This window comes from Niveispirillum sp., from assembly GCF_052437035.1.
GTDB lineage: Bacteria > Pseudomonadota > Alphaproteobacteria > Azospirillales > Azospirillaceae > Niveispirillum.
The window spans coordinates 18,893-41,275 of the sequence record NZ_JBQVOH010000001.1; the positions used below are offsets into that span (position 1 = coordinate 18,893).

General features: G+C 64.9%; 25 protein-coding genes. 17 read left to right on the forward strand and 8 right to left on the reverse strand.

The genetic code is table 11. The annotated features are described in order from the left end of the window. The first annotated feature begins 36 nt into the window (after positions 1–36). Positions 37–795 carry an SDR family oxidoreductase gene (locus ACT6Q8_RS00085; protein WP_444733862.1) on the forward strand — a complete coding sequence of 253 codons (759 nt, stop codon included), beginning with the start codon at positions 37–39 and terminating at the stop codon, positions 793–795. Positions 796–913: 118 nt separating this feature from the next. Here ACT6Q8_RS00085 and ACT6Q8_RS00090 read toward each other — a convergent pair whose 3' ends face one another. Both ACT6Q8_RS00090 and ACT6Q8_RS00095 read right to left on the reverse strand, forming a co-directional pair. Continuing rightward, a complete protein-coding gene (locus ACT6Q8_RS00090; protein WP_444733861.1) occupies positions 914–1,927 on the reverse strand; it encodes a fumarylacetoacetate hydrolase family protein in 1,014 nt (337 codons plus the stop codon). 42 nt (positions 1,928–1,969) lie between these two features. Next, the gene (locus ACT6Q8_RS00095) at positions 1,970–3,112 is read right to left on the reverse strand and encodes a homogentisate 1,2-dioxygenase (RefSeq protein WP_054166800.1); all 1,143 of its coding nucleotides are present in this window, start codon (positions 3,110–3,112) and stop codon (positions 1,970–1,972) included. 99 nt (positions 3,113–3,211) lie between these two features. Between ACT6Q8_RS00095 and ACT6Q8_RS00100 the strand changes: the two genes are divergently transcribed. From ACT6Q8_RS00100 to ACT6Q8_RS00120, 5 genes are all read left to right on the forward strand, one after another. Further along, on the forward strand, positions 3,212–3,658 hold the full coding sequence (locus tag ACT6Q8_RS00100; RefSeq protein ID WP_156344468.1) for a MarR family winged helix-turn-helix transcriptional regulator: 447 nt from the start codon (positions 3,212–3,214) through the stop codon (positions 3,656–3,658). Positions 3,659–3,811: 153 nt separating this feature from the next. Beyond that, complete coding sequence (locus tag ACT6Q8_RS00105) at positions 3,812–4,837, forward strand: amino acid ABC transporter substrate-binding protein (protein WP_054166770.1); 1,026 nt, start codon at positions 3,812–3,814, stop codon at positions 4,835–4,837. Positions 4,838–4,861: 24 nt separating this feature from the next. Next, the gene (locus ACT6Q8_RS00110) at positions 4,862–6,067 is read left to right on the forward strand and encodes an amino acid ABC transporter permease (RefSeq protein ID WP_444733860.1); all 1,206 of its coding nucleotides are present in this window, start codon (positions 4,862–4,864) and stop codon (positions 6,065–6,067) included. A gap of 1 nt (position 6,068) precedes the next feature. Continuing rightward, positions 6,069–7,163, forward strand: a complete 1,095-nt coding sequence (locus tag ACT6Q8_RS00115; protein WP_444733859.1) for an amino acid ABC transporter permease — start codon at positions 6,069–6,071, stop codon at positions 7,161–7,163. Between the two features lie 64 nt (positions 7,164–7,227). Then, the gene (locus tag ACT6Q8_RS00120) at positions 7,228–7,971 is read left to right on the forward strand and encodes an amino acid ABC transporter ATP-binding protein (protein WP_054166768.1); all 744 of its coding nucleotides are present in this window, start codon (positions 7,228–7,230) and stop codon (positions 7,969–7,971) included. Positions 7,972–8,119: 148 nt separating this feature from the next. Here the strand turns inward: ACT6Q8_RS00120 and ACT6Q8_RS00125 are convergent, their stop codons facing one another. Continuing rightward, the gene (locus ACT6Q8_RS00125; RefSeq protein ID WP_054166798.1) at positions 8,120–8,545 is read right to left on the reverse strand and encodes an NUDIX hydrolase; all 426 of its coding nucleotides are present in this window, start codon (positions 8,543–8,545) and stop codon (positions 8,120–8,122) included. A gap of 410 nt (positions 8,546–8,955) precedes the next feature. Between ACT6Q8_RS00125 and ACT6Q8_RS00130 the strand changes: the two genes are divergently transcribed. Further along, positions 8,956–9,540 carry an NAD(P)H-dependent oxidoreductase gene (locus ACT6Q8_RS00130; RefSeq protein ID WP_444733858.1) on the forward strand — a complete coding sequence of 195 codons (585 nt, stop codon included), beginning with the start codon at positions 8,956–8,958 and terminating at the stop codon, positions 9,538–9,540. A 35-nt stretch (positions 9,541–9,575) separates the two neighbouring features. Here the strand turns inward: ACT6Q8_RS00130 and phbB are convergent, their stop codons facing one another. The 3 genes from phbB to ACT6Q8_RS00145 form a co-directional block, all read right to left on the reverse strand. Then, complete coding sequence (phbB, locus tag ACT6Q8_RS00135; RefSeq protein WP_054166797.1) at positions 9,576–10,298, reverse strand: acetoacetyl-CoA reductase; 723 nt, start codon at positions 10,296–10,298, stop codon at positions 9,576–9,578. A 149-nt stretch (positions 10,299–10,447) separates the two neighbouring features. Further along, the gene (locus ACT6Q8_RS00140; protein WP_444733857.1) at positions 10,448–11,623 is read right to left on the reverse strand and encodes an acetyl-CoA C-acetyltransferase; all 1,176 of its coding nucleotides are present in this window, start codon (positions 11,621–11,623) and stop codon (positions 10,448–10,450) included. A gap of 126 nt (positions 11,624–11,749) precedes the next feature. Continuing rightward, positions 11,750–13,249, reverse strand: a complete 1,500-nt coding sequence (locus ACT6Q8_RS00145; RefSeq protein ID WP_054166765.1) for a sensor histidine kinase — start codon at positions 13,247–13,249, stop codon at positions 11,750–11,752. Positions 13,250–13,464: 215 nt separating this feature from the next. Here ACT6Q8_RS00145 and ACT6Q8_RS00150 point away from each other — a divergent pair, with 215 nt between their 5' ends. The 7 genes from ACT6Q8_RS00150 to ACT6Q8_RS00180 are packed head-to-tail and all read left to right on the forward strand — an operon-like array spanning position 13,465 to position 17,414. Next, positions 13,465–13,764: a BufA1 family periplasmic bufferin-type metallophore gene (locus tag ACT6Q8_RS00150; protein ID WP_054166764.1), complete on the forward strand. Its 300-nt coding sequence runs from the start codon at positions 13,465–13,467 to the stop codon at positions 13,762–13,764. A gap of 26 nt (positions 13,765–13,790) precedes the next feature. Then, on the forward strand, positions 13,791–14,651 hold the full coding sequence (gene bufB, locus ACT6Q8_RS00155) for an MNIO family bufferin maturase (protein ID WP_444733856.1): 861 nt from the start codon (positions 13,791–13,793) through the stop codon (positions 14,649–14,651). Next, positions 14,645–15,400, forward strand: coding sequence for an HvfC/BufC N-terminal domain-containing protein (locus tag ACT6Q8_RS00160; protein ID WP_444733855.1), 756 nt, complete (start codon positions 14,645–14,647; stop codon positions 15,398–15,400). Before bufB ends, ACT6Q8_RS00160 begins: the two co-directional genes overlap by 7 nt. Then, entirely contained in the window at positions 15,397–15,903 is a 507-nt protein-coding gene (locus ACT6Q8_RS00165) for a DoxX family membrane protein (RefSeq protein WP_054166761.1), read from the forward strand. Before ACT6Q8_RS00160 ends, ACT6Q8_RS00165 begins: the two co-directional genes overlap by 4 nt. A gap of 3 nt (positions 15,904–15,906) precedes the next feature. Further along, complete coding sequence (locus ACT6Q8_RS00170) at positions 15,907–16,188, forward strand: hypothetical protein (protein WP_444733854.1); 282 nt, start codon at positions 15,907–15,909, stop codon at positions 16,186–16,188. Between the two features lie 25 nt (positions 16,189–16,213). Next, entirely contained in the window at positions 16,214–16,765 is a 552-nt protein-coding gene (locus ACT6Q8_RS00175) for a sigma-70 family RNA polymerase sigma factor (protein ID WP_444733853.1), read from the forward strand. Then, positions 16,758–17,414, forward strand: coding sequence for an NrsF family protein (locus ACT6Q8_RS00180; RefSeq protein ID WP_444733852.1), 657 nt, complete (start codon positions 16,758–16,760; stop codon positions 17,412–17,414). Before ACT6Q8_RS00175 ends, ACT6Q8_RS00180 begins: the two co-directional genes overlap by 8 nt. Here ACT6Q8_RS00180 and ACT6Q8_RS00185 read toward each other — a convergent pair. Together ACT6Q8_RS00185 and gloB are read right to left on the reverse strand one after the other, a co-directional pair. Continuing rightward, positions 17,403–17,855 carry a cupin domain-containing protein gene (locus ACT6Q8_RS00185; protein ID WP_444733851.1) on the reverse strand — a complete coding sequence of 151 codons (453 nt, stop codon included), beginning with the start codon at positions 17,853–17,855 and terminating at the stop codon, positions 17,403–17,405. The two genes, ACT6Q8_RS00180 and ACT6Q8_RS00185, sit on opposite strands and share 12 nt — an antisense overlap. Before the next feature lie 111 nt (positions 17,856–17,966). Continuing rightward, positions 17,967–18,737: a hydroxyacylglutathione hydrolase gene (gene gloB / locus ACT6Q8_RS00190; protein WP_054166795.1), complete on the reverse strand. Its 771-nt coding sequence runs from the start codon at positions 18,735–18,737 to the stop codon at positions 17,967–17,969. 258 nt (positions 18,738–18,995) lie between these two features. On the opposite strand from gloB, the gene ACT6Q8_RS00195 reads away from it, so the two are divergent. The 3 genes from ACT6Q8_RS00195 (at position 18,996) to ACT6Q8_RS00205 (ending at position 22,301) form a co-directional block, all read left to right on the forward strand. After that, positions 18,996–19,874, forward strand: coding sequence for an alpha/beta hydrolase (locus tag ACT6Q8_RS00195; protein ID WP_444733850.1), 879 nt, complete (start codon positions 18,996–18,998; stop codon positions 19,872–19,874). Positions 19,875–19,937: 63 nt separating this feature from the next. Continuing rightward, positions 19,938–20,645, forward strand: coding sequence for a ribulose-phosphate 3-epimerase (rpe, locus tag ACT6Q8_RS00200; protein ID WP_444739323.1), 708 nt, complete (start codon positions 19,938–19,940; stop codon positions 20,643–20,645). 21 nt (positions 20,646–20,666) lie between these two features. Next, positions 20,667–22,301, forward strand: coding sequence for a heparinase II/III family protein (locus ACT6Q8_RS00205; RefSeq protein WP_444733848.1), 1,635 nt, complete (start codon positions 20,667–20,669; stop codon positions 22,299–22,301). Positions 22,302–22,383: the final 82 nt, after the last annotated feature.

Sequence of the window (22,383 nt, forward strand, 5' to 3'; positions counted from 1 at the left end):
CACCGGCCAGGGGTTTCAAAGACAGGGAGTGGGGCCATGGCCCGTCCGTTGGAAGGCAGGATAGCATTGGTCACGGGCGCATCCCGCGGCATCGGTGCGGCCATTGCCGAACGGCTGGCCCGGGACGGGGCGGATGTGGCGGTCCATTACGGGTCCCACCGGCAATCGGCAGAGGAACTGGCCGAACGCTGCGGCAGGGAATACAGGGTTCGGGCACAGGCCTTCCAGGCCGACCTTGCCGACCTGTCGGACCGGGGCGGGGCAGTGGCCCTGTTCGCCGCCGTGTCGGCAGCGTTGGGCGTGCCCCATATCCTGGTCAATAATGCCGGCACGGGCCGTTTCGCGCCCATTGCGGAGATCAACTCACTGGAACTGGCACAGGTCCTGGCCGTCAATGCCGCCACGCCCCTGCTGATGGCGCGGGAGGCGGCGCGGGCCATGAAGCCCGGTGGGCGGATCATCAATATCGGCAGCGTCATCACCGACATGCCAGTGGGCCTCCGTTCCGTCTATGCCGCGTCCAAGGGCGCTGTCCATGCCATGACCGGCGTCCTGGCGCAGGAACTGGGGCAACAGGGCATCACCATCAACACCGTCGCCCCCGGCGTGACGGCCACCGACCGGTTCAAGACCGGCGACCGGTCGCGTGAAGGCGAGATCACCAAGCGCACCGCCCTTGGCCGCATTGGCGAACCCGAGGACATCGCCGCCGTCGTCGCCTGGCTGGCCGGGCCTGACGCGGCCTGGATCACGGGGGAGGTGATCCGGGCCAGCGGGGGGCTGCGGGGTTTGTGAGGAACGGCGGCGGGGCGTAGCGCGGATTAGCGAAGCGTAATCCGCGGGTAACCTGGCTGGCGTCGGTCCGCGGATTACGGCTCCGCCTAATCCGCGCTACCACTACCGCTCGCACCCATCACCCCTCGTACTTGGCAACCTGCTGATCAATGGCGCCGAACACGGAACGCCCGTCCTTGTCCTTCATTTCAATCCGCACACGGTCGCCGAAGCGCAGGAACGGGGTGCTGGGCTTGCCGTCGCGGATGGTTTCGATGGTGCGGATTTCGGCGATGCAGCTATAGCCCAGGCCGCCTTCCGACACCGGGCGGCCCGGCCCGCCATCGGGGTCCTTGTTGGACACGGTGCCCGATCCGATGATGGTGCCAGCCGATAGGGGGCGGGTCTTGGCGGCGTGCGCTATCAGGGTGGGGAAGTCGAACGTCATGTCGACGCCGGCGTTGGGCTTGCCGAACGGCTGCCCATTGATGGCGGACAGAAGGGCCAAGTGCAGCTTGCCGCCATCCCAGGCGTCGCCCAGGCTGTCGGGCGTGACGGCTACAGGGCTGAAGGCGCTGCTGGGCTTGGACTGGAAGAAGCCGAACCCCTTGGCCAACTCGTTCGGGATCAGGCCGCGCAAGGACACGTCATTGACCAGCATGATCAGGCGGATATGGGCCTTTGCCTGGTCCGGGGTGACACCCATGGGCACATCGCCGGTGACCACGGCGACCTCGCCCTCCAGATCAATGCCATAGGCTTCGTCCGCCATCAGGATCGGGTCGTGGGGCGAAAGGAAACTGTCGGACCCGCCCTGATACATCAGCGGATCGGTCCAGAAGCTGGGTGGCATCTCGGCATTGCGGGCCTTCCGCACCAACTCGACATGGTTCACATAGGCCGACCCGTCCGCCCATTGATAGGCGCGCGGCAGGGGGCTGGCGCAGTCCGCCTCATCAAACGGCTGTCCCTCGATCTCCCCGGTATTCAGCTTGGCGGCGATGGCGGCCAGGGCGGGGGCCACGCTGTCCCAATGGTCCAGCGCCTGTTGCAGCGTCAACGCGATATCCGGCACGGGCACGCAGCGTGACAGATCATCCGACACAACAACCAGACGGCCATCACGGCCCTGCTGCAGGGAGGCGAGTTTCATAGGGGAGGCTCCAGGGACGGAAATATGTGTGATCGCAGACGGTTACGGCTTCACGCGCCAGCTATCGGCATAGGCGGGGTTCTCCACGCCGCCCGGTAGGTCCGCCACCTCCAGCGCGTCGCGGGTATCGACCATGACGGCATATTCGTCGGTGGCCGGCTTGGTTTGCACCAGCATCTTGCCCAGCGCCTTGGGGTGCGGCCCGTGGGTGAAGCCTGACGGGTGGAAGGTCATCATGCCGGCCTTGATATTGTCGCGGCTGAAGAAGTCGCCGGCATGGTAGAACAGCACCTCGTCATAATCGTCGTTATTGTGGAAGAACGGGATCTTGATCGCCCCCTCATCCGTTTCAAACGGGCGCGGGGCGAAGGTGCAGACGACGAAGCGGTTGGCGACGAAGGTGGTGTGAGCGCTGGGCGGCAGGTGGTAGCGGTGGCTCATCAGCGGCCGCACATCCTTCACATTCAGGCGTACAGGCGCCAGATCACCCTTCCAGCCCACAGCATCCAGCGGGTTGAACGGATAGGTGACGGTGCTGATCGCACCTCGCCGCTTCACCAGAACGCGCCAGGAGCAGCCGGGGCCGTTATCAGACTGCTGATCCAGAAACGCCTCATTGATTTTGGGCGTGTCCAGGATGGCGGGATCGAACACGGCATGCGGGCCGACGATCCCCCGGTCGGGCAGCTGATAGATCGATCCCGTCGCCTCGATCAGCAAGGCCGTCACCGGCTTGGTGGGAGATAGGCGCCACATGGTGCCGCGCGGCAGCACGACATAGTCACCCGCCGTAACGCTCAGGTGGCCGTAATCGCAGAACAGCTCGCCTTCACCCTCATGCACGAAGATCAGGTCGTCGCCGTCGCCATTGCGGGCCAGATGGTCCATGGGCCGGTCGCAGCGCCACATGCGCATGCGGCAATGGGCGTTGAACAGCACCTCCTTCGCCCCCCAGGGACCTTCGGACATGCCTTCCACCAGCTGATTGAGGTCGAAGGCGCGGGGGCGCAAGGGGCCTTCCCAACTGGTCCAGCCGGTCGGGGCGTTGCGGTGGTACATGTGTGTGGCGGGGCCGAAGAAACCTTCACGGCCCAATTCCCTCTCAAACGTGCCTTGCGGTAGGTCGGCGTGGGCCTGGCGTGAGGAGGTGCCCTCGACACGGGGGAAGGAAATGTACCGGCGCATGGTGCTCTCCCGCTTGAAACTATATCGTTTCATATGAAACGAATATGCCGGATCAATGAGGGGCTTGCAAGTCCGCTTTGGGCAGGCCACCCTTGCGACATGCTCGACCTTGATGATTTCCTGCCCTATCGCCTGAACGTCCTGGCCAAGCGTGTCAGCCGCGAGCTGGCGCGCCGGTATGAGGCACAGTTCGGCATTTCCATCCCCGAATGGCGCGTGATGGCGATTCTGGGCCGTGAACAGCCCTTGTCATCCAACGACATTGTTGAACGCTCCGCGATGGACAAGGCCAAGGTCAGCCGGGCCGTGACCTCGCTGGTGGAAGCGGGCCTGCTGTCGCGCGATACGCACCCGTCGGATCAACGGCTGCTGCGCCTGTCCTTCACGCCCAAGGGCAGGGCACTCTATGAGAGAATCGCCCCCCTGGCCCTGGAGTGGCAGCAGCGCTGGCTGAACTGTCTGGACGAGGTGGAGCTGGCCCAGTTCAAGGCCCTGTCGGCCAAGCTGGAAGGCCAGCTGGAGCAGTTGGCGCGTGATGTTTTGTGATCATGCTGCCTAACCTTGCGGCAGGCGCGAGAATTGTCGCGATTGTCCCCGTTACGGGGTTGTTTCATTGCGGCATTGAATGCTTAACTGCCTGACATCAAAGGGGGCGGCGGACGGACATCCCGCCCCGGTAAAACAGGGGAACCAAAGACGATGAACCTTCGCCTTGGGGGTGCGGTCGCCCTGGCCGCCGCATATGTTGCCTTCACCGCCGTTCCGGCGTTTGCCGGCCCGACCTTGGATGCGGTCAAAAGCAAGGGGCAGCTGACCTGTGGCGTGAATACCGGCCTGCCGGGCTTTTCCAGCCCCGACAGCCAGGGCAAGTGGACGGGCCTGGATGTCGATATCTGCAAGGCCGTTGCCGCCGTCATCCTGAACGATACCAACAAGATCCGCTATACGCCGCTGTCGGCGCAGCAGCGCCTGACGGCGTTGCAGTCGGGGGAGATCGACCTGCTGGTGCGCAACACCACCTGGTCGCTGACCCGGGATGCGCAGGGATTGGATTTCGCCCCACCCGTCTACTATGACGGCCAGGGACTGATGGTCGCCAAAAGCCTGGGCGTGACGTCAGCCAAGCAGCTGGATGGCGCCACGGTCTGCGTGCAGCCGGGCACCACGACCGAGCTGAACCTGGCCGACTGGTTCCGTGCCCATAACCTGTCCTTCAAGCCCGTGGTGATCGAGGCGCTGGACGAGGTGAATGCCGCCTTCTTCGCCGGTCGCTGCGACGTGCTGACCACCGATATCTCCGGTCTGGCCGGGGTGCGCGCCTCTGTTGCCACCAAGCCCGATGATTTCATCATCCTGCCGGAGGTGATGTCGAAGGAGCCGCTGGCCCCCGTGGTCCGTCATGGCGACAATCAATGGCGCGACATTGTCAGCTGGACCATCTACGCCCTGATCGAGGCGGAGGAGAAGGGCATCACCCAGGCCAATATCGATGCCAAGCTGAAGGACCCCGACCCGTCGGTGCAGCGCCTGCTGGGCGTTCAGGGCGACTTGGGCACCGGTCTGGGTGTGGACAAGGCCTGGGCCTATCGCGCCATCAAGGCCGTGGGCAATTATGGCGAGATTTTCGAACGCAATATCGGCAAGAAGACCCCGCTGAAGCTGGATCGCGGCCTGAACGCGCTGTGGACCAATGGCGGGCTTATGTATGCCCCGCCGATCCGCTGATCTGACGCCCGGAACCGGACGCCGATGAGCAACAGCAACGCGACCGCGAATAAGGCCGCCGCCCCTCCGGGGCGGGCGGCCTTTCACCTGTCCATCAACAACCCCATTGTCCGTGCCGTCCTGGCGCAGCTGGGCGTGGCCTTGGCTGTGGCGCTGGTCGCCTGGTATCTGGTCGGCAATACGATGGACAATCTGGCGCGGCTGTCGATCGCGTCGGGCTTCGGCTTTCTGGACCGGGAGGCCGGGTTCCAGATCGGGGAGACGCTGGTCGAATTCGGCCCGCAGGATCATTATTCCACGGCCTTCCTGGTCGGCATCCTGAACACGTTGAAGGTGTCGGGCATCGGCATCCTGCTCGCCACGTTGCTGGGCGTGGTGCTGGGCATTGCCCGCCTATCCTCGAACTGGCTGGTGGCCCGCATCGCCGCCTTCTATGTGGAATCGGTGCGCAATGTACCCCTGCTGTTGCAGTTGTTTCTCTGGTATGCGCTCCTGACTGAAGGGTTGCCGGGGCCGCGTCAGGCGCTGGCGCCGCTGCCGGGCGTGTTCCTGTCCAATCGCGGGCTGAAGCTGCCCGCGCCCGCCGATGATCCAATCTGGGCCTGGGTTGCAGCCCTGTTCGGCCTGGGTATCATTCTGACCCTGGTGATTGCGGCCTGGAACGCCAAGCGGCAGGCCGCGACGGGCAAGCGCCTGTCGCTGCTGCCCATCGGGCTGGGCCTCACCCTTGGGCTGCCGCTGCTGGTTCTGCTGGCCAGTGGTGGCGGCGCCATCGACATGCCGGTGCTGCAGGGCTTCAACTTCCGCGGCGGCATGACCCTGTCACCGGAATTTGCGGCGCTGCTGTTCGGTCTTGTCATCTATACTGCGGCCTTTATTGGCGAGATTGTGCGGTCGGGCATCCTGGCGGTGCCCAAGGGCCAGACGGAGGCCGCGACGGCGCTGGGCCTGACGCGGAGGCAGCTGCTGCGGCTTGTCGTGCTGCCGCAGGCGCTGCGCGTTATCATTCCGCCGACGACCAGTCAGTATCTGAACCTGACCAAGAACAGCTCGCTGGCTGTCGCCATCGGCTATCCCGACTTCGTCTCCATCGCCAACACCACGATCAACCAGACGGGGCAGGCGGTGGAGGGCGTGTTGTCGATCATGGGGGCCTATCTGATCATCAGCCTCAGCCTGTCCTTCCTGATGAACTGGTACAATAGCCGTGTCGCGTTGGTGGAGCGGTGAGATGAGTGTGACCGAGACCACCCAGGAACGCGCCGCCCCCATCCGCCCCAATCAGGGGCCTGTGGCCTGGGCGCGGGCTAATCTGTTCTCCACCTGGTACAACGCGCTGCTGACGCTGCTGATCGCCTATGTGCTGGTTCGCGCCGTCCCCGGCATCATCGACTGGGCCTTGGTCAAGGCCAACTGGACCGGCGATGCGGCGGCCTGCCGGGAGGCCGACGGTGCCTGCTGGGCCTTCCTGGCGGAGAAGTGGCGCTTCATCCTGTTCGGGACCTTTCCCGATGATCAGCATTGGCGCCCGACGCTGGCCATCCTGTCGATGATTGGCACCCTGGTCATCTCGGCGGATCGCCGGTTCTGGGGTCGGGCGCTGATCTATATCTGGACCGTCGGCATCGGCTTTTCCGCCCTGATGATGTTCGGCGGGGTGCTGGGCCTGGATTATGTGCCGACGGAGCTGTGGGGCGGGCTGCCGCTGACCCTGGCTTTGTCCATCGTCGGGCTTGTGGCCAGCTTCCCGCTGGGCGTGCTGCTGGCGCTGGGCCGGACGTCGGACCTGCCGGTGATGCGCGGCCTGTCGGTTGTCTATATCGAGCTGGTGCGTGGCGTTCCGCTGATCTCCATCCTGTTCATGGCGTCGGTTATGCTGCCGCTGTTCCTGCCGGCGGGCGTGTCCATCGACAAGGTGTTGCGCGCCCTGATTGGCATCTGCCTGTTCTCCGCCGCCTATGTGGCGGAGGTGGTGCGGGCCGGCCTGCAGGCCATCCCGAAGGGACAGGTGGAGGCGGCCAAGGCCCTGGGTCTGGGTTACTGGCAGCGACAGCGCCTGATCATCCTGCCGCAGGCCCTGTCGCTGGTGATCCCGCCGCTGGTCAATTCCTTCATCGCCAGCTTCAAGGATACCAGCCTCGTCATCGTCATCGGTCTTCTGGACCTGCTATCCACGGCCAAGGCCGCCCTGACCGACCCCGCCTGGCGCGGCTTCTACAAGGAAGCCTATCTGTTTGTGGGCGTGATCTACCTGCTGTTCTGCTACGCGCTCTCCCGCTACAGCCGGTATCTGGAGACCGTCCTTGGGCAGGGGCGGCGGCGGTGAGGGCTGTGATGCTGAAGATGTTTGCCACAATCACCGCCCGTCGCTTCGATACGGAGTTTTCTGAATGACCACCGAAGCCATCATCGAACTGCGCGGCGTCAATAAATGGTATGGCGCCTTCCATGTGCTGCGCGACGTGAACCTGTCGGTCGCCAAGGGGGAGCGAATTGTGATCTGTGGGCCGTCCGGGTCCGGCAAATCCACCACGATCCGCTGCATCAACCGGCTGGAGGAGCATCAGGCCGGCGACATCATCGTGAAGGGCGTGCCGCTGGACGATGATGTCCGGCATGTGGAGAGCATCCGCCGCGACGTGGGCATGGTGTTCCAGCAGTTCAACCTGTTCCCGCATCTGACGGTCCTGGAGAACTGCGTCCTGGCCCCGATGTGGGTGAAGAAGATGCCGCGCGCCGAAGCGGAGGCCAAGGCGCGCCAGCTGCTGGAGCGGGTCCGCATCCCCGATCAGGCCCTGAAATATCCGGGCCAGCTTTCGGGCGGGCAACAGCAGCGCGTGGCCATCGCTCGCGCGCTGTGCATGGACCCGTCCATCATGCTGTTCGATGAACCGACCAGCGCGCTTGACCCCGAAATGGTCAAGGAAGTGCTGGACGTGATGAGCGATCTGGCGGCGTCCGGCATGACCATGCTGGTCGTCACCCATGAGATGGGTTTTGCTCGCCGCATGGCCGACCGCGTGGTGTTCATGGACAAGGGTGAAATCGTGGAAGTCGCTCCGCCCGACCAGTTCTTCGATACCCCGCAGAGTGACCGCACCAAGGCCTTCCTGGGTCAGGTGCTGAGCCATTGAGGAGTCGGGGCTGACTTTTCAGAGCATGTGAAACATGGTGCAACAGAAAATGCAGGTGCGTTGCACGGTTTTCAGAATGGAAAGGGTCCAGGCGCATCTGTCCAGGATGTGCCTTGATCTTATAATCCAGGCCGCGCGCCGGCAATAGTTAGCGGCGGGCGAAGGCGTCGCGCAGGACCTGCTTCAACGGCTCCCAGGCTACCAATACCTCGCACGCGGCAAGGTCGGCCCAGCGGGCATCCAGCGCGTCATCGCCCGGCACAGGTGCACCCGCGATCCAGTCGGCCTCCACATCCACGATGGTGTAGTGGAAGGCCAACCGCCCCTCGGCGTCATGAACGATGTTATCGACGGCGGTCAGGACGGACCGCGCCCGTGCGCTGATCCCCGTCTCCTCCATCACCTCCCGCTCCGCCGCCGCGAACAGGGTTTCCCCCAATTCTTGCGACCCGCCGGGCAGGGACCATTCGCCATATCCGGGCGGCTTGCCCCGCCGGATCAACAGGACCTGCCCGTCTTTCCAGACCAGACAGCCGACACCGACGCGGGGATGGGTGGGGGAAGGGGGAGACATGGGATTTTCCAGCAATGGGGGCCAGATTGACAGATTCTGACAAGCGGCCATAGAGTCATGACCCGTCACTGTGACAGGTACTCAATGCCCTTCCCCGTTTCGATACCCAGGTAAAGGCCAAATTCGACCGCTTGCGCGGTCGGCGCGCGTGCGTCTTGGCCTATGGCGATCTGACCGGGCTGTATGTTGCCGAGGACCTGACCCTGCCCGAGGCCGTCATAGATGATTTCATGCCTGCCGCACCGAGGCCTTCAACCGGGAGCCATTTGTAAGAACCAGCCACCTGACTCTTGTGACGCGTGATGCAAAGATAAGGGAGTATGGTGCGTAAAGCTTGACCCGCATCAACGCGCAGAACACCGGGTCAATCCTATCCTGATGCTGGATGCAAGACGGAAGGGATTTGCGGCATGGCAACCATCACCCTGATCCAGGGCCATCCCGATGCGGGCAATGGCCATTTGCTGGATGATCTGGCCGACGCCTATCTGGATGGTGCTGCGGCGGGCGGACATATGGCAGAGACGCTGCGCCTGAACGCGTTGGACTTTCCCTTGATCCGGTCAAAACAGGATTGGGAGGAAGGGCCGATCCCGCCCGATATCCAGGTGGCGCAGGCGGCCATCCTGTCGGCGGATCATCTGGTCTTCCTGTTTCCGCTCTGGCTGGGTGACGTGCCGGCCCTGATGAAGGCCTTTCTGGAGCAGGTGGCGCGTCCTGCCTTCCTTCTGGAGGAACCGGCCAAGGGCTTCGCCAGTCGCCGTCGGCTGGCCGGGCGCAGCACGCGCAGCATCGTCAGTATGGGAATGCCGGCCCTGCTGTACCGCCTGTATTTCCTGTCGCACGGGGTGCGCAGCTTCAAGCGCAACGTATTGGGCTTTGCCGGCTTGGGGCCGAATGCCGACACGCTGATCGGCATGGTGGACAACATGCCAACGGAACGGCGCGACCGGCTGCTGCAACGGATGGAGGCTCTGGGGAGGGCCCGAAAGTAGGGCGGGCGCTGTCTCCAGCACCCGCCCTTCGCACCTTAGTACATATGCTGACCGCCATTGATGGACAGGGTCGAGCCGGTGATGAAGCCGCCTTCGTCGGCCACCAGGAACAGCACGCCACGGGCGATTTCCGAGGCCTGGCCCAGGCGGCCCACCGGGACCTTGGCGACGATCTTCTTCAGAACGTCGGCGGGCACGGCGCGGACCATGTCGGTGTCGATATAGCCGGGCGCGATGGCGTTCACGGTGATGCCCTTGGCCGCGCCTTCCTGGGCCAGGGCCTTGGTGAAGCCATGGATGCCCGACTTGGCGGCAGCGTAGTTCACCTGACCATACTGGCCGGCCTGACCATTGATCGAGCCGATATTGACGATGCGGCCAAAGTTACGTTCGCGCATGCCGTCGATGACCGCGCGGCAGGTGTTGAAGCAGCTGGTCAGGTTGGTCTGGATGACGGCGTTCCACTGCTCAAAGCTCATGCGGTGCATGGTGCCGTCGCGGGTGATGCCGGCATTATTGACCAGCACGTCGATGGGACCCAGATCGGCCTCAATCTGCGCGACCGAGGCCTTCACGGCCTCGAAGTCCGACACGTCGAACTTATAGGCCTTGATGCCAGTGCGTTCGGTAAACTCGGCGGCTGCCGTGTCATTGCCGGCGTAGTTCGCGGCGACGATGTAGCCGGCATCCTTCAGCGCGACGGAAATCGCCTCGCCAATGCCGCGCGTACCACCCGTCACCAATGCCACTCGTGCCATTTTGTTTCCCCCGTTGTTGTGGCCTTCAGGCCGGCTGTAAATCATTGAACTTTAATATCGGCGGCGATTTGCCGCCTTGATGTGCCTCAGGGCAGTCCGATCCCTGAAAGCGAACGGGGGTGCTTTTGGCACCCCCGCTGAAACTGTCGTCAGTCGCGTTCGACGCAGAGGGCAACGCCCATGCCGCCGCCGATGCAGAGCGTCGCCAGACCCTTTTTGGCGTCACGCCGCACCATTTCATGCAGCAACGTCACCAGCACGCGGGCACCCGATGCACCGATGGGATGGCCCAGCGCGATGGCGCCGCCATTGACATTAACCTTGGACGGGTCAAAGCCCAGATCGCGGTTCACGGCGATGGCCTGGGCCGCGAAGGCCTCATTGGCTTCGATCAGGTCCAACTGGTCGATGGACCAGCCGGCCTTGCGCAGCGCCTCGCGGCTGGCCGGGATCGGGCCGGTGCCCATGATGGTGGGATCGACGCCGGCGGTGGCCCAGGACGCGATGCGGGCCAGCGGGGCCACGCCACGCTTGGCGGCATTGTCGGCGCGCATCAGGACCAGGGCGGCAGCCCCGTCATTGATGCCCGAGGCGTTGCCGGCGGTGACGCTGCCCGTCTTGGAGAAGGCGGGGCGCAGCTTGGCCAGCGTGTCGATGGTCGTGCCGTGCTTGGGATATTCGTCGGTATCGACGATGACATCGCCCTTGCGGCCCGCCACCGTCACGGCGGCAATCTCATCCTTGAAACGGCCTTCCTTCTGGGCGGCTTCAGCCTTGTTCTGGGAAGCGGCGGCAAAGGCGTCCTGCTCCTCCCGCGTGATGCCGTACTTGGCGGCCACGTTTTCCGCCGTCTGGCCCATGTGGTAGTTGTTGAACGCGTCCCACAGGCCGTCCTTGATCATGGTGTCGACCATGGACGTGTCGCCCATCTTGGTGCCGCCACGCATATACATGGCGTGCGGGGACAGGCTCATGCTCTCCTGACCGCCGGCCACCACGATATCGGTGTCGCCCAGCAGCAGCGACTGATAGCCCAGCGCAACCGCGCGCAGGCCGGAGCCGCAGATCTGGTTGATGGCATAGGCGGTGCGGCCTGCCGGGATGCCGGCGGCAATCGCGGCCTGACGGGCCGGGTTCTGGCCCAGGGCGGCGGTCAGCACATGGCCCAGCACCACCTCATTCACTTCCGCCGCGTCGGTCTTGGCGCGTTCCAGGGCGGCGCGGATGGCCACTTCGCCCAACTTGTGCGCGGGCACGGACCCAAGCGCGCCATTGAACGCGCCGATCGGGGTGCGGGCTGCACCGGCAATTACCACTTCGACCATGGTTCCTCTCCTCACACGTGCGGGGTCCGGATCCGGCCCCTGCTTGTCGCCATCACGCCGGAAGCTTAGGCGGAAGCGCACCGGCGGCGCAAGCCAAGGGTCCGTGACAGCCCCGCCTCCGCCGCATTATTGCACTGCAACATGGTCGGTGGACAGGTCGTCAGGGGCCGTGACCGGGTGCTTTTCGGGGCTGATCCGGGGGAAATTCAGGGTAAACAAGGCCCCACCCTGGGGGGCGGCACCCACCCTCACCGTACCGCCCATCCGCACCGTCACGATATTATACAGAAGATGCAGACCCAGGCCGGACCCGCCCGTGCCCCGGCGCGTGGTGAAGAACGGTTCGAAGATGCGGGGCCAGAGTTCGCGGGCAATGCCCTGGCCATCATCGCTATAGGCCAGTTCGACCCGGTCGCCATCCAGCACGCGAGCGGCCAGACGCAAGGTGCCGTCGCGCCGCCCGTCCGGATAGGCATGGACGATGGAATTGATCACCAGATTGGTGATGATCTGGGCCATGGCACCGGGATGGCCATCCATCTCGATCCCGTCGGGCACGGCCATTTCCACCTTGTGCCCAGCATGGCGGATGCGCGGTGCCAGACTGGCCAGCACCTCCGCCGCATAGGCCCGCAGGTCATAGGGGCGGCGGGCGTCGGAAGATTGGTCCACCGCCACTTCTTTGAAGGACTGGATCAGTTCGGCGGCGCGGGTGGCGTTCTTTTCGATCAGGGTCGCCAGTTCATCCACCACCTGCAGATATTCATCAAAGGTGGAGCGGCGCAGTTGCCCCTGTGCGGCCAACGCCATGATGTTGGCGGTTTCGGTCCGCAGCTGTGACGCGCCGGTGACGGCCAGACCCACGGGCGTATTCACCTCATGCGCCACGCCGGCCACCATCGACCCCAGGCTGGCCATCTTTTCCTGCAGGATCATCTGTTCCTGCGCCTCGCGCAGGTCCACCAGGGTCTTTTCGGCCCGCCGTCGCCCCTCAATCGCGGCGTCGCGGGCCTGGGCCAGCATGCGCCGCGTCTTGGTGCGGGCCGATTGCGAGGACAGGTTGGCCAGGACCAGCAGCAGCAGCGCCGTCAGCAGAAAGGCGAATCGGCTGTGGATATTGGCGGGCGCTTCCCCGCTATAGAGCTGCCAGGCATAGGTGCCGCAGATGACAGCCAGGAAGCCCGAGAAGAAGTAAAGGATGGCGCGGTTGCCGCCGAAATTGCCCGTGGTGGCCAGCGCCGTGAGGAACAGCGGCACCAGGGGGGAGGCGATGCCGTCGGTATAATGCAGGAGGATGGCGATCAGGCTGAGGCCCGCCAGATTATTGGCAATCGTGATCTCATGAAACCGCCCGGTCAGGCGCACCAGCACCAGATTGCCGCCGACCAGCAGCGCATAAACGGCCCAAGCCAGGCTAACGGGATCGAACGGCCCCTCATTCACGGCCCAGACGGCATAGAGCACCAGGATGCCGGACAGGATCAGCAGGGTAACGCGGATGAAGGCGCGGGCACGCAGCAGCGCCTTTTCATCAAAGCCGCGTTCGCGCATCGCTGCGGGCAGGAACAGGTCCGTCGCCGTGCGCAAGGCCCGGGCCGGCCATAAGTGCCAGCTGTCAGCCGCCATGCGCCACGCCCTCCGACAGTCGGTTGACCCATGGAGAGGCTGGCCGAATTCCGATAAAAGCTCAATGGCTTAAGCGGGTGAGACTTGAGAATTTCACGGGCGGGCAATTTTTTTGATCCCCGGCGTAACCTTCCCTGACAGGCTGCGAATGGAGAGATACGGACGCCGATGACGGCGCCGCTTCTCCCTGGACCCCGTTCGAAGGAAACGCACCCATGTCGACTTCCGTCCGTCTGACCGCCCTGACCCTTGGCGCCGCCGTTGCCGGTGCACTGTCGCTGGCCGCCATTGCCGCCCCGGCCCATGCCGCCGAGGGGGAAAAGGTGAAGTGCTATGGCGTGTCCAAGGCCGGCGAGAATGACTGCGCCAACAAGGCCGCCGGCCATTCCTGCGCCACCCAGTCCAAGGTCGATTACAGCGGCCAGGATTTCAAGGCCATGACCAAGGAAGCCTGTGAAGCCGCCGGCGGCAGCATGGCCGCCTTCGAAGGCACCAACACCAAGGCCAAGAAGTAAGCAGCGCTGTTCCGGCAGGTTTCCGCATGCGCCCCCCGGCTCATCCCCACACCATCCCAGGCCTGGCCGATGCGGCCGGCGTCGGGCTTCGGCACCTGCATGTGCCGGATTTCCTGGCGGCGAAGCAGCAGGTCGGGTGGCTGGAGGTGCATGCGGAAAACTATCTGGTTCCCGGCGGTCCGCGTCTGGCGCAGCTCGAAAGGCTGCGTCAGGAATACCCCATCTCCTTTCATTCGGTGGCCTTGTCACTGGGTGCTGCCGATGGCGTGGATGGGGAGCATCTGGCCCGCTTGAAGGCGCTTTATGCGCGGTTTGAGCCGGCGATGGTGTCGGACCATCTGGCCTGGACCGGGCTTTCCGGCACGCATGTGCCCGACCTTCTGCCCCTGCCGCTCACGGCGGAGACGCTGGATATCGTCGCCGGCAATGTAGCGCGGGTGCAGGATGCGCTGGGCCGGCGTCTGCTGGTGGAAAACCCGTCCGTCTATCTGCGGTTCCAGGAGGACCAGATGGAGGAGGGGGAGTTCCTGGCGGCACTGGTGGCCTGCACGGGCTGCGGCCTGCTGCTGGACCTCAATAATCTCTATGTCTCGGCCCGCAACCGGGGGCAGGACGCGGCACGGCTGCTGCGGCACTTTCCCGGTGACGCGGTGGGGGAAATCCATCTGGCCGGCCATGCCAGCCTGGATGTCGATGGTGCCACCCTGCTGATCGACGATCATGGCAGTGCCGTGCCGGACCCGGTCTGGGCGCTGTATGATCTTGCCACCCGCCAGTTCGGGCCGCGCCCCACCCTGGTGGAATGGGATACGGCCCTGCCGCCGCTGCCGGTACTGCTGGCCCAGGCGGCGAAGGCGGATGCGGTGCGGAGGGCGGCATCATGCTGATCGACCTGCAACGCGCCATGCTGGGGGCCTGTTATGGCGATGCCGACGCGTTTGCCCGCGCGCTGCCCTTTCTGCGCCCCGCTGCGGTGCCGGTCGACAAGGCCCTGTTCATTCATACAGCCACCGTCACGGCTTCCCTGACCGGTGTCCTGGCCCAGGTCTATCCCAGTGTGGAACGGGTGATGGGCGCGGATGCCTTTGCGGAGGCGGCAAAACGCCATCTGCGGACCCACCCGCCGGGACCGGCCATGCTGTCGGCCTATGGGGAGGGGTTCGGCGCCGACCTGACCGGTGATCTGCCCGTGCTGGCTGCCGCCGACTGGGCGGCACACTTGGCCTATTTCGCTGCCGACGCCGATCCCGTGGGGCCAGCGGCGCTGGGGGCTTTCGCCCCCGATGCGCTGACCCGCCTGCGCCTGTCGCTGGTGCCGTCTTCGGCACTGCTGGCTGGTCCCTTGCCCGTTCTTGGCCCCTGGTGGGAGGGGCGGGCGGATATCAAGGGGGTGGCAGCCCCCTTGCCGCTGGCGGGACCGGACGCGGTGGCGCTGATCTGGCGCGGGCCGGACCTGCTGGTGGCGGCGACCGTGCTGCCGCCCGACGCCGGTGGCTTTGTCCAGGTCCTGTCTGACGGGGCCGATCTTCTGACGGCGGCTGGGCATCTGCGGGATGCCGCTGCGCTTTCCCCGCTGCTGGCGCTGCTGCTCGGCCATGGGCTGATCGCCGCCGTAACCGATGGTGAGCAACCATGATCCGCACAACGCTGCGCTTTCTGGTCGATCCTGGCCCCACGGTGGGGGCGGCTGCGCTTGTGCGCTGGGGCGGGGGATTGCTGCTGCTGGCGGGACGGCTCTGGCTGGCCTGGCCGTTCGCCACCGCCGGCTGGCACCGGGTCTTCACCTGGGACAGTCAGGCCTTTCTGTTCACCGATGTGCATCCGGTACCCTTCCTGCCTGCCGGCATCTCGGCCCCCCTGACCACGGGGGCGGAGATCGTGCTCAGCCTTCTGCTGGCCCTGGGGCTGGCGGGCCGTGTCGGGGCGGCGGGGCTGGCGGTGATGTCGGCGGTGCTGTTCCTGGTGATCGGACGCACGCCGCAGGGGATCGAGAACGGTATCGCCATTGCGGCGGAACAGATTCCATGGATCATGGTGGGGCTGGTCCTGTTCCTGACGGGGCCGGGGCTGTTGTCGCTGGATGCGGCCTTGCGCGGCCTGTGGCGACGCCTGCTTGATCCTGTCCAGATTGCGAGGTGACGCATGCGCCCTTTCCGCCGCTTCCTGCCCTTCCTGCCCTTCCTGCCGGCGCTGCTGCTGGCCCTTGTCCCGCCGGCCCTGGCACAGAACAGCGCGCCCGGCATGAGTGCCTCGGAAAAGGCGCAGAAGCAGACAGCGAACGAAGAAGCCGAACAGCTCTGCAAGGCCATCAAGGACCCGGACAAGTTCAATGAATGCCTTGACCTCTATTTCCTGGATGCCAAGAAATTCAAGGCCTTCCTGGAAGAACACGGCGTTGCCAAACCCTCTCAGCCGCCCAAGTGACAGGAACGGGCCGGATGGGGTTCTGGTGACGGACAAGGATGCCGATCTGGGCCGGTTGCTGACCGCCGCGCAGGAGGGCGACCGCGCGGCCTATGGCGCCTTTCTGCGCGCCGCCGTGCCCCTGGTTCGGGCGGTGGGGCGTGGCAAGCTGGCCCGGCCCGCCGATCTGGAGGATTTCGTGCAGGATGCGCTGCTGGCCCTGCACCAGGCACTGCCCACCTATCAGCCGGGCCGCCCGGTGGGGCCCTGGCTGGGTTCCATTGCGCGCAACCGGCTGTCGGATGCCCTGCGCCGCACCTATCGCCGCCGGGCCGTGGAGACGGAATTCGATGACGGCCTTGCCGATACGGTGCCGCAGCCAGAGGCGGATGTGCCGCCAACGGTCAATCTGGGCCCGCTTCTGTCGCAATTGCCGGAGCGGCAGCGGGTGGCCATCGACATGTTGAAGGTCCAGGGCATGAGTTTGAAGGAAGCGTCCGAGGCCAGCGGCGTCAGCGTCGGGGCGTTGAAGGTGGCCGTGCATCGTGGGATCGCGGGGCTGCGGCAATTGTTGCGGAAGGATGTGGACCATGGCTGACGTAAGCCACCTGATCGACCGGTTGAGCGCGGAGGGTACCCCCGCCCGCCGTCTACCGCCGCCGGTTCTGCGGCTGCTGCGCTGGGCCGTCCTGTCCATCGGGTTGATGCTGCTGGCCACCACCTGGCATGGGGTGCGCGGCGACCTGTCGTTGGTGGTGACGCGGGCCGACTGGCTGGCGGAACAGGGATTGGCGCTGGTGACGGCGCTGCTGGCCGGGTTCGCGGCCATTTCCTTTTCCGTGCCGGGACGGCGCGGCTGGGAACGGCTGATCTGGCTGCCGGCCGCCCTGTTCTGGATGCTGGTCCTGTGGGAAAGCGGGCATCAGGATGCGGCGGCGCAGGAGATGCCGGAACTGGTGCACTTGTTCTGCCCCTGGTGCTTTCCCGTCATCTCCATCGGGTCGGCCCTATTCCTGGCCGCCGACATGCGTCGCGCGGCACCGGTGGCGCCGGTGCGGATGATGGCACTGTTGCTGATCGCCGGGGGCGGCATGGCCGTGTTCGGGGAACGGATGATCCATGACGATCTGGATGCCCCCCTGCTGGTGGCGATCCAGGTGGTTGCCATCGTCATGCTGGGCGCCATGCTGGCCCCGCTGGGCCGCGTGCTGTTCCGCTGGCGGCGGGGGGAGCGGTCAGGCTCCTGATGGTGCGCGTGGTGTGGGACGCCAGTCCGGTGGGGCCAGTTCAAACTTCGCGAACTCAAAGCCCGGCACCACGGTGCATCCCACAAGCGTCCAGGCCCCCAGGCTGACCGCCGTCTGCCAGTGACCGGCGGGCACGATGATCTGGGGCCGGTGACCAGCGGCCAGATCGCCGCCCAGATGGTGGGCCGAGGCATCATGGCCATTGGGTGACATGGTCAGGACCAGCGGCGCGCCGGCATGGAAATGCCAGATCTCATCGGCATCCAGCACCCGGTGCCAGTGGGAATATTCCCCCGCCTGCAACAGGAAATAGATGGCGGTATGCGCCGCCCGGCCGCCATCGGGGCTGGCCGCCCGGACGGTTTCCACATAATGGCCGCCTTCGGGATGCGGGCGCATGTCCAGCAGGTCAATGATCTTCCTTGGCGTCAGATGGTTCATGAAATTCATTCCGTTGGCGGAAGGGTTTCTAGAAAGCTATTTCGTTTCGAAGCCGGTTCAAACCATTGCGCCAGGGATGGCCAGCAAGGTATGGGGGCGGCGGGGGCGGGATCATCCCCGGAAATCATCCTTCGCCTTACGGATGGCGGCGAAGATGTTGGCCTGCGGCGCCCCGGTCAGGCCGAAATGGGCCGCCAGCACCGGGTCATCGGCGCGCAGGAAGGGATTGGCCGCCAGTTCGTTCGACAGGCGGGCGGGAATGGTGGGCAGGCCCTTGGCCCGCAATGCCGCCACCTCCTCCGCCCTGGCCTTCAGGGCCAGATTGTCCGGGTCGATGGACAGGGCGAAACGGGCATTGCTGGCCGTATACTCATGCCCGCAATAAATCCGGGTTTCGGGGGGCAGGTCGCGTAGCTTTGACAAGCTGTCCCACATCTGCGCTGGGGTACCTTCGAACAGACGCCCGCAGCCGAGCGAGAACATTGTATCGCCGCTGAACAGCAGCCGTGCCTCCTCACAGAAAAAGGTACAATGGCCACGCGTATGGCCCGGCGTGTCGAAGACATGGACGGTCTGGCTGCCCAGGGTGAAGCGGTCGCCATCGCCATAGGTGGCGTCCATTTCGGGAATGCGATCGACCTCCGCCCTGGGGCCGATCAGGGTGGCGTGGCTGTCGGCGCGCAGGTCGTTGATGCCGCCGATATGGTCGCCATGATGATGGGTGGCCAGAATGTGGGTCAGCCGCCAGCCGCGGTCGGCCAGAAAGGCACGCACCGGCCCTGCCTCCCCCGGATCGACCACGGCGGTGATGCCATGGGCCGCGTCATGCAGGATGTGAATGTAATTGTCGGTCAGTGCCGGAATGACATGCACCTCAACCATGGGACCACCCTTTCTCACGCCCGCGCCGACAGGGTCTTGACCTCATAGGTTGGGATCATTGCATCCGCCGTCACCAGCAGCAAAGCCTCCATCCTGGCCTGCGCGATCAACATGCGGTCGAACGGGTCATTTCCGGCAAGGGATCATCGAAGTTATCACCGATCCAGTAGCCTTGCCCGGCCAGGATCGGCGCTTGACCGGGCAATCTGGAAATTCATACACAGACCTCATCTCTGCAACCCGATGGGGAAATCCCGAATGCGTTTTGCCTGGTTTCTGGCCGCCGCCCTGCTGTTCACCATTCCGGCGTCCCACGCCCAGGAAAGCCTTCCCGCCTATCAGGTCGAACGCACCAGCGTCCATACCGTGACATCGGCGCAGAATGGCCGAACCTACGATCTCTATGTGAAGCTGCCGCCGGGATATGCGGACCCGAAGAATGCAGGCAGGCGCTATGGCGTGCTGTACCTGACCGATGGCGATTATACGTTCCAGGTGGCGTCGGGCATCACGCGGCTGGCCCATAATCTGAAACGGCTGGAAGAATTCATCCTGGTCGGGTTGCCCACCGCCAAGGGCGAGAATGGCATGGACAGCCGCCGCCGCGACCTGACGCCCTGGATCGACGAGAATGCTGGCGGCGGACGGCTTGGCGGTGGGGCGCAGGCCTATCTGGATTTCCTGGTGAACGAGGCGATGCCGTTGGTTGAGAACACCTACCGCATCGACCCGGCCCGCCGTACCCTGGTGGGCCAGTCCTATGGCGGGCTGTTCGGCCTGTGGGTGCTGTTCACCCAGCCGCAGCATTTCAGCAGCTATATCCTGACCAGCCCGTCCATCTGGTACAAGGATTATGCCCTGCGCACGCTGGAGGCTGATTATGCCAAGGGTCACAAGGACCTGAAGGCCAGGGTCTATATGACCACCGGGTCGTTCGAGGCGGCCAAGCCCGGCGATAAACGCTATAATCAAAGTCGTGATATGGTGGCTGATCAGCAGGATATGGCCAAACGCCTGCGGGCGCGCAAATATCAAGGTCTGCAGGTCACATCGGAAGTGTCCCAAGGCACCTATCACGAAACGACGTTTCCCGTGGGTCTGATCCAGGGTTTGCAATGGCTCTACCCGGCCCCTTGACCAACCGCCATGTGTCGATAACCGGCCTTTCATGCGCCGAACCCGGCTTGTCGGCGGGGCCTGATGTTGATACCAACCGGGTCCATGATGACCAAGCCCGTCAAGATCGCCCCGTCCATCCTGTCCGCCGACTTTGCCCGCCTGGGTGAGGAGGTGCGCGCCATCGACGCCGCCGGTGCGGATTACATCCATATCGATGTGATGGACGGGCATTTCGTGCCCAACATCACCATCGGCCCCGGTGTTGTGAAGGCCCTGCGCCCGCACACGGCCAAGGTCTTCGACGTGCATCTGATGATCGCACCGGTCGATAACTTCATCCAGGCCTTCGCCGATGCCGGGGCGGACATTATCAGCTTCCATCCCGAGGCCGGTGCGCACCCGCATCGCACGGTGCAACTGATCCGGTCTCTGGGCAAGAAGCCGGGCATCGTGCTGAACCCGCATACGCCGCTGTCGATGGTGGATTATCTGCTGGGTGATCTGGATCTGGTTTTGGTCATGTCGGTCAATCCCGGCTTTGGCGGACAGAGCTTCATTTCGTCCCAGTTGGACAAGATTGCCGAGTTGCGCCGCCGCATCAACGCCGTGTCGGACGCTCAGGGCGGCCGGCAGATCGACCTGGAGGTCGATGGCGGTGTGAATATCGAGACGGCCAAGCAGTGCATTGCGGCAGGTGCCGATGTGCTGGTGGCTGGTACGGCGACCTTTGTCGGTGGGCCGTCGGCCTATGAAGCCAATATGCGCGCCCTGCGCGGCCAGAACGGTTGATCGCGCAGCATGGCCGGGGGCATGGCGCATAAAAGGTTCAAGCCAGGGTCGGGCGGCTGGTACCGCGCGACCGGCCTGTACCAGATGATGGCCCTGTCAGGGCCGGCGCCCAGGCAATTGTCGCTGGTCCCGCCCGATCCCTGGCCCGGCGATGCCCATCATGGGCAGGATCTGCTGAACAATCGCTTCCGTTTTGCCGGGCAGGGTTTTTCGGGCGAGATGCCGCCCTGGCTGGAACCGACGGCGTCGGCCCCCTGGCTGGCGGAAATGCATGGTTTCGACTGGCTGCGCCATCTGCGCGCCACGGGCGGTGATGCGGCCCGGCGGCAGGCGCGGGTACTGGTCAGCCATTGGCTGGACATGTTCGGGAAGCGCTGGCATCCCGTGGCCTGGGCGCCCGATGTGCTGGCCACCCGCGTCACGGCCTGGATCGGCCAGCATGATTTCTTCCTGGCCAGCGCCGATGATGAGCTGCGCGCCCGCGTGTTTGACAGTCTGGCCCGTCAGGTCCGGTTTCTGGAACATACGGTTCCGGGACGGCTGAAAGGGGCGGCGCTGCTGGGTACGCTGAAGGGCATGGTCTATGGTGGCCTGTGCCTGTCGGGCCTGTCGCGCGCCGCGGAACGGGCCCGCGCCCTGCTGAACCGGGAACTGCCGAAGCAGGTGCTGCCCGATGGCGGCCATGTCGAACATTCGCCGGCGGCCCAGCTTCTGGTGCTGCGCCACCTGATCGATATCCGTGGCTGTTGCCGGGCCGGGCGCGAAGATGTGCCCGAGGCGGTGCAGCACGCCATCGACCGCATGACCCCGACCCTGCGTTTCTTCCGCCATGGCGACGGGGGCCTTGCCCTGTTCAATGGTGCGCAGGAAGGCGAGGCGGTGCTGATCGACACTGTCCTGGGGCAGGCCGATGCGCGGGGCCGTCCGCTGAAATCCACCCCGCATATCGGGTTTGAACGCATCACGGCGGGCCGCACCTGTATCCTGATGGATACGGGTCTACCGCCGGCACCTGGCCTGGATGAACATGCCCATGCCGGCACCCTGTCGTTTGAGATGAGCATCGGGCGTGAACGCCTGATTGTGAATTGCGGGGCGCATCCGGGCGACCAGGGGCCATGGCGCGCCGCCCTGGCCGCCACCGCGGCGCATTCCACGCTGACCATCGATGATACCAATTCCAGCGGCGTGAATGATGAGGGCGGGTTATCCCGGCGCCCCGCCAATGTCCATGTCGACCGCCAGGATGGCGACGCCGGTACCCTGGTCGATGCCTATCATGATGGGTATGGTGACCGGGGCAGCCTTATCCATTTCCGCCGCCTGTTCCTGGCCGAAAGCGGAGAGGATCTGCGCGGCCAGGATCGGTTGGCCGGTTCCGCCAGCCATGAATTTGCCGTCCGCTTCCACCTGCATCCCAGCGTGCGTGTTGCCATGCTGGAGGATGAGGCGGCACTGCTTCTGCGCCTGCCATCCGGCGCCTTGTGGAAGTTCCGGGCTAGCGGAGCGGAGATCGAGACCACTGACAGCGTCTATCTGGGGCAGGGCGCCGATCCACGGGCGACCACTCAGATCGTGCTGCGCGGCACCACGCAGCCGGGGGAAACCCTGGTGAAATGGGGCCTGCGCCGCGAAGGCAGCGATATAGATAGTTAATGCGCCTACGGGTGCACTCTCATCCCCGGGCCGGTCCAGATGGATCGGCCCGGTTCCGTTTGTTCCATGTACCATCCGCCAG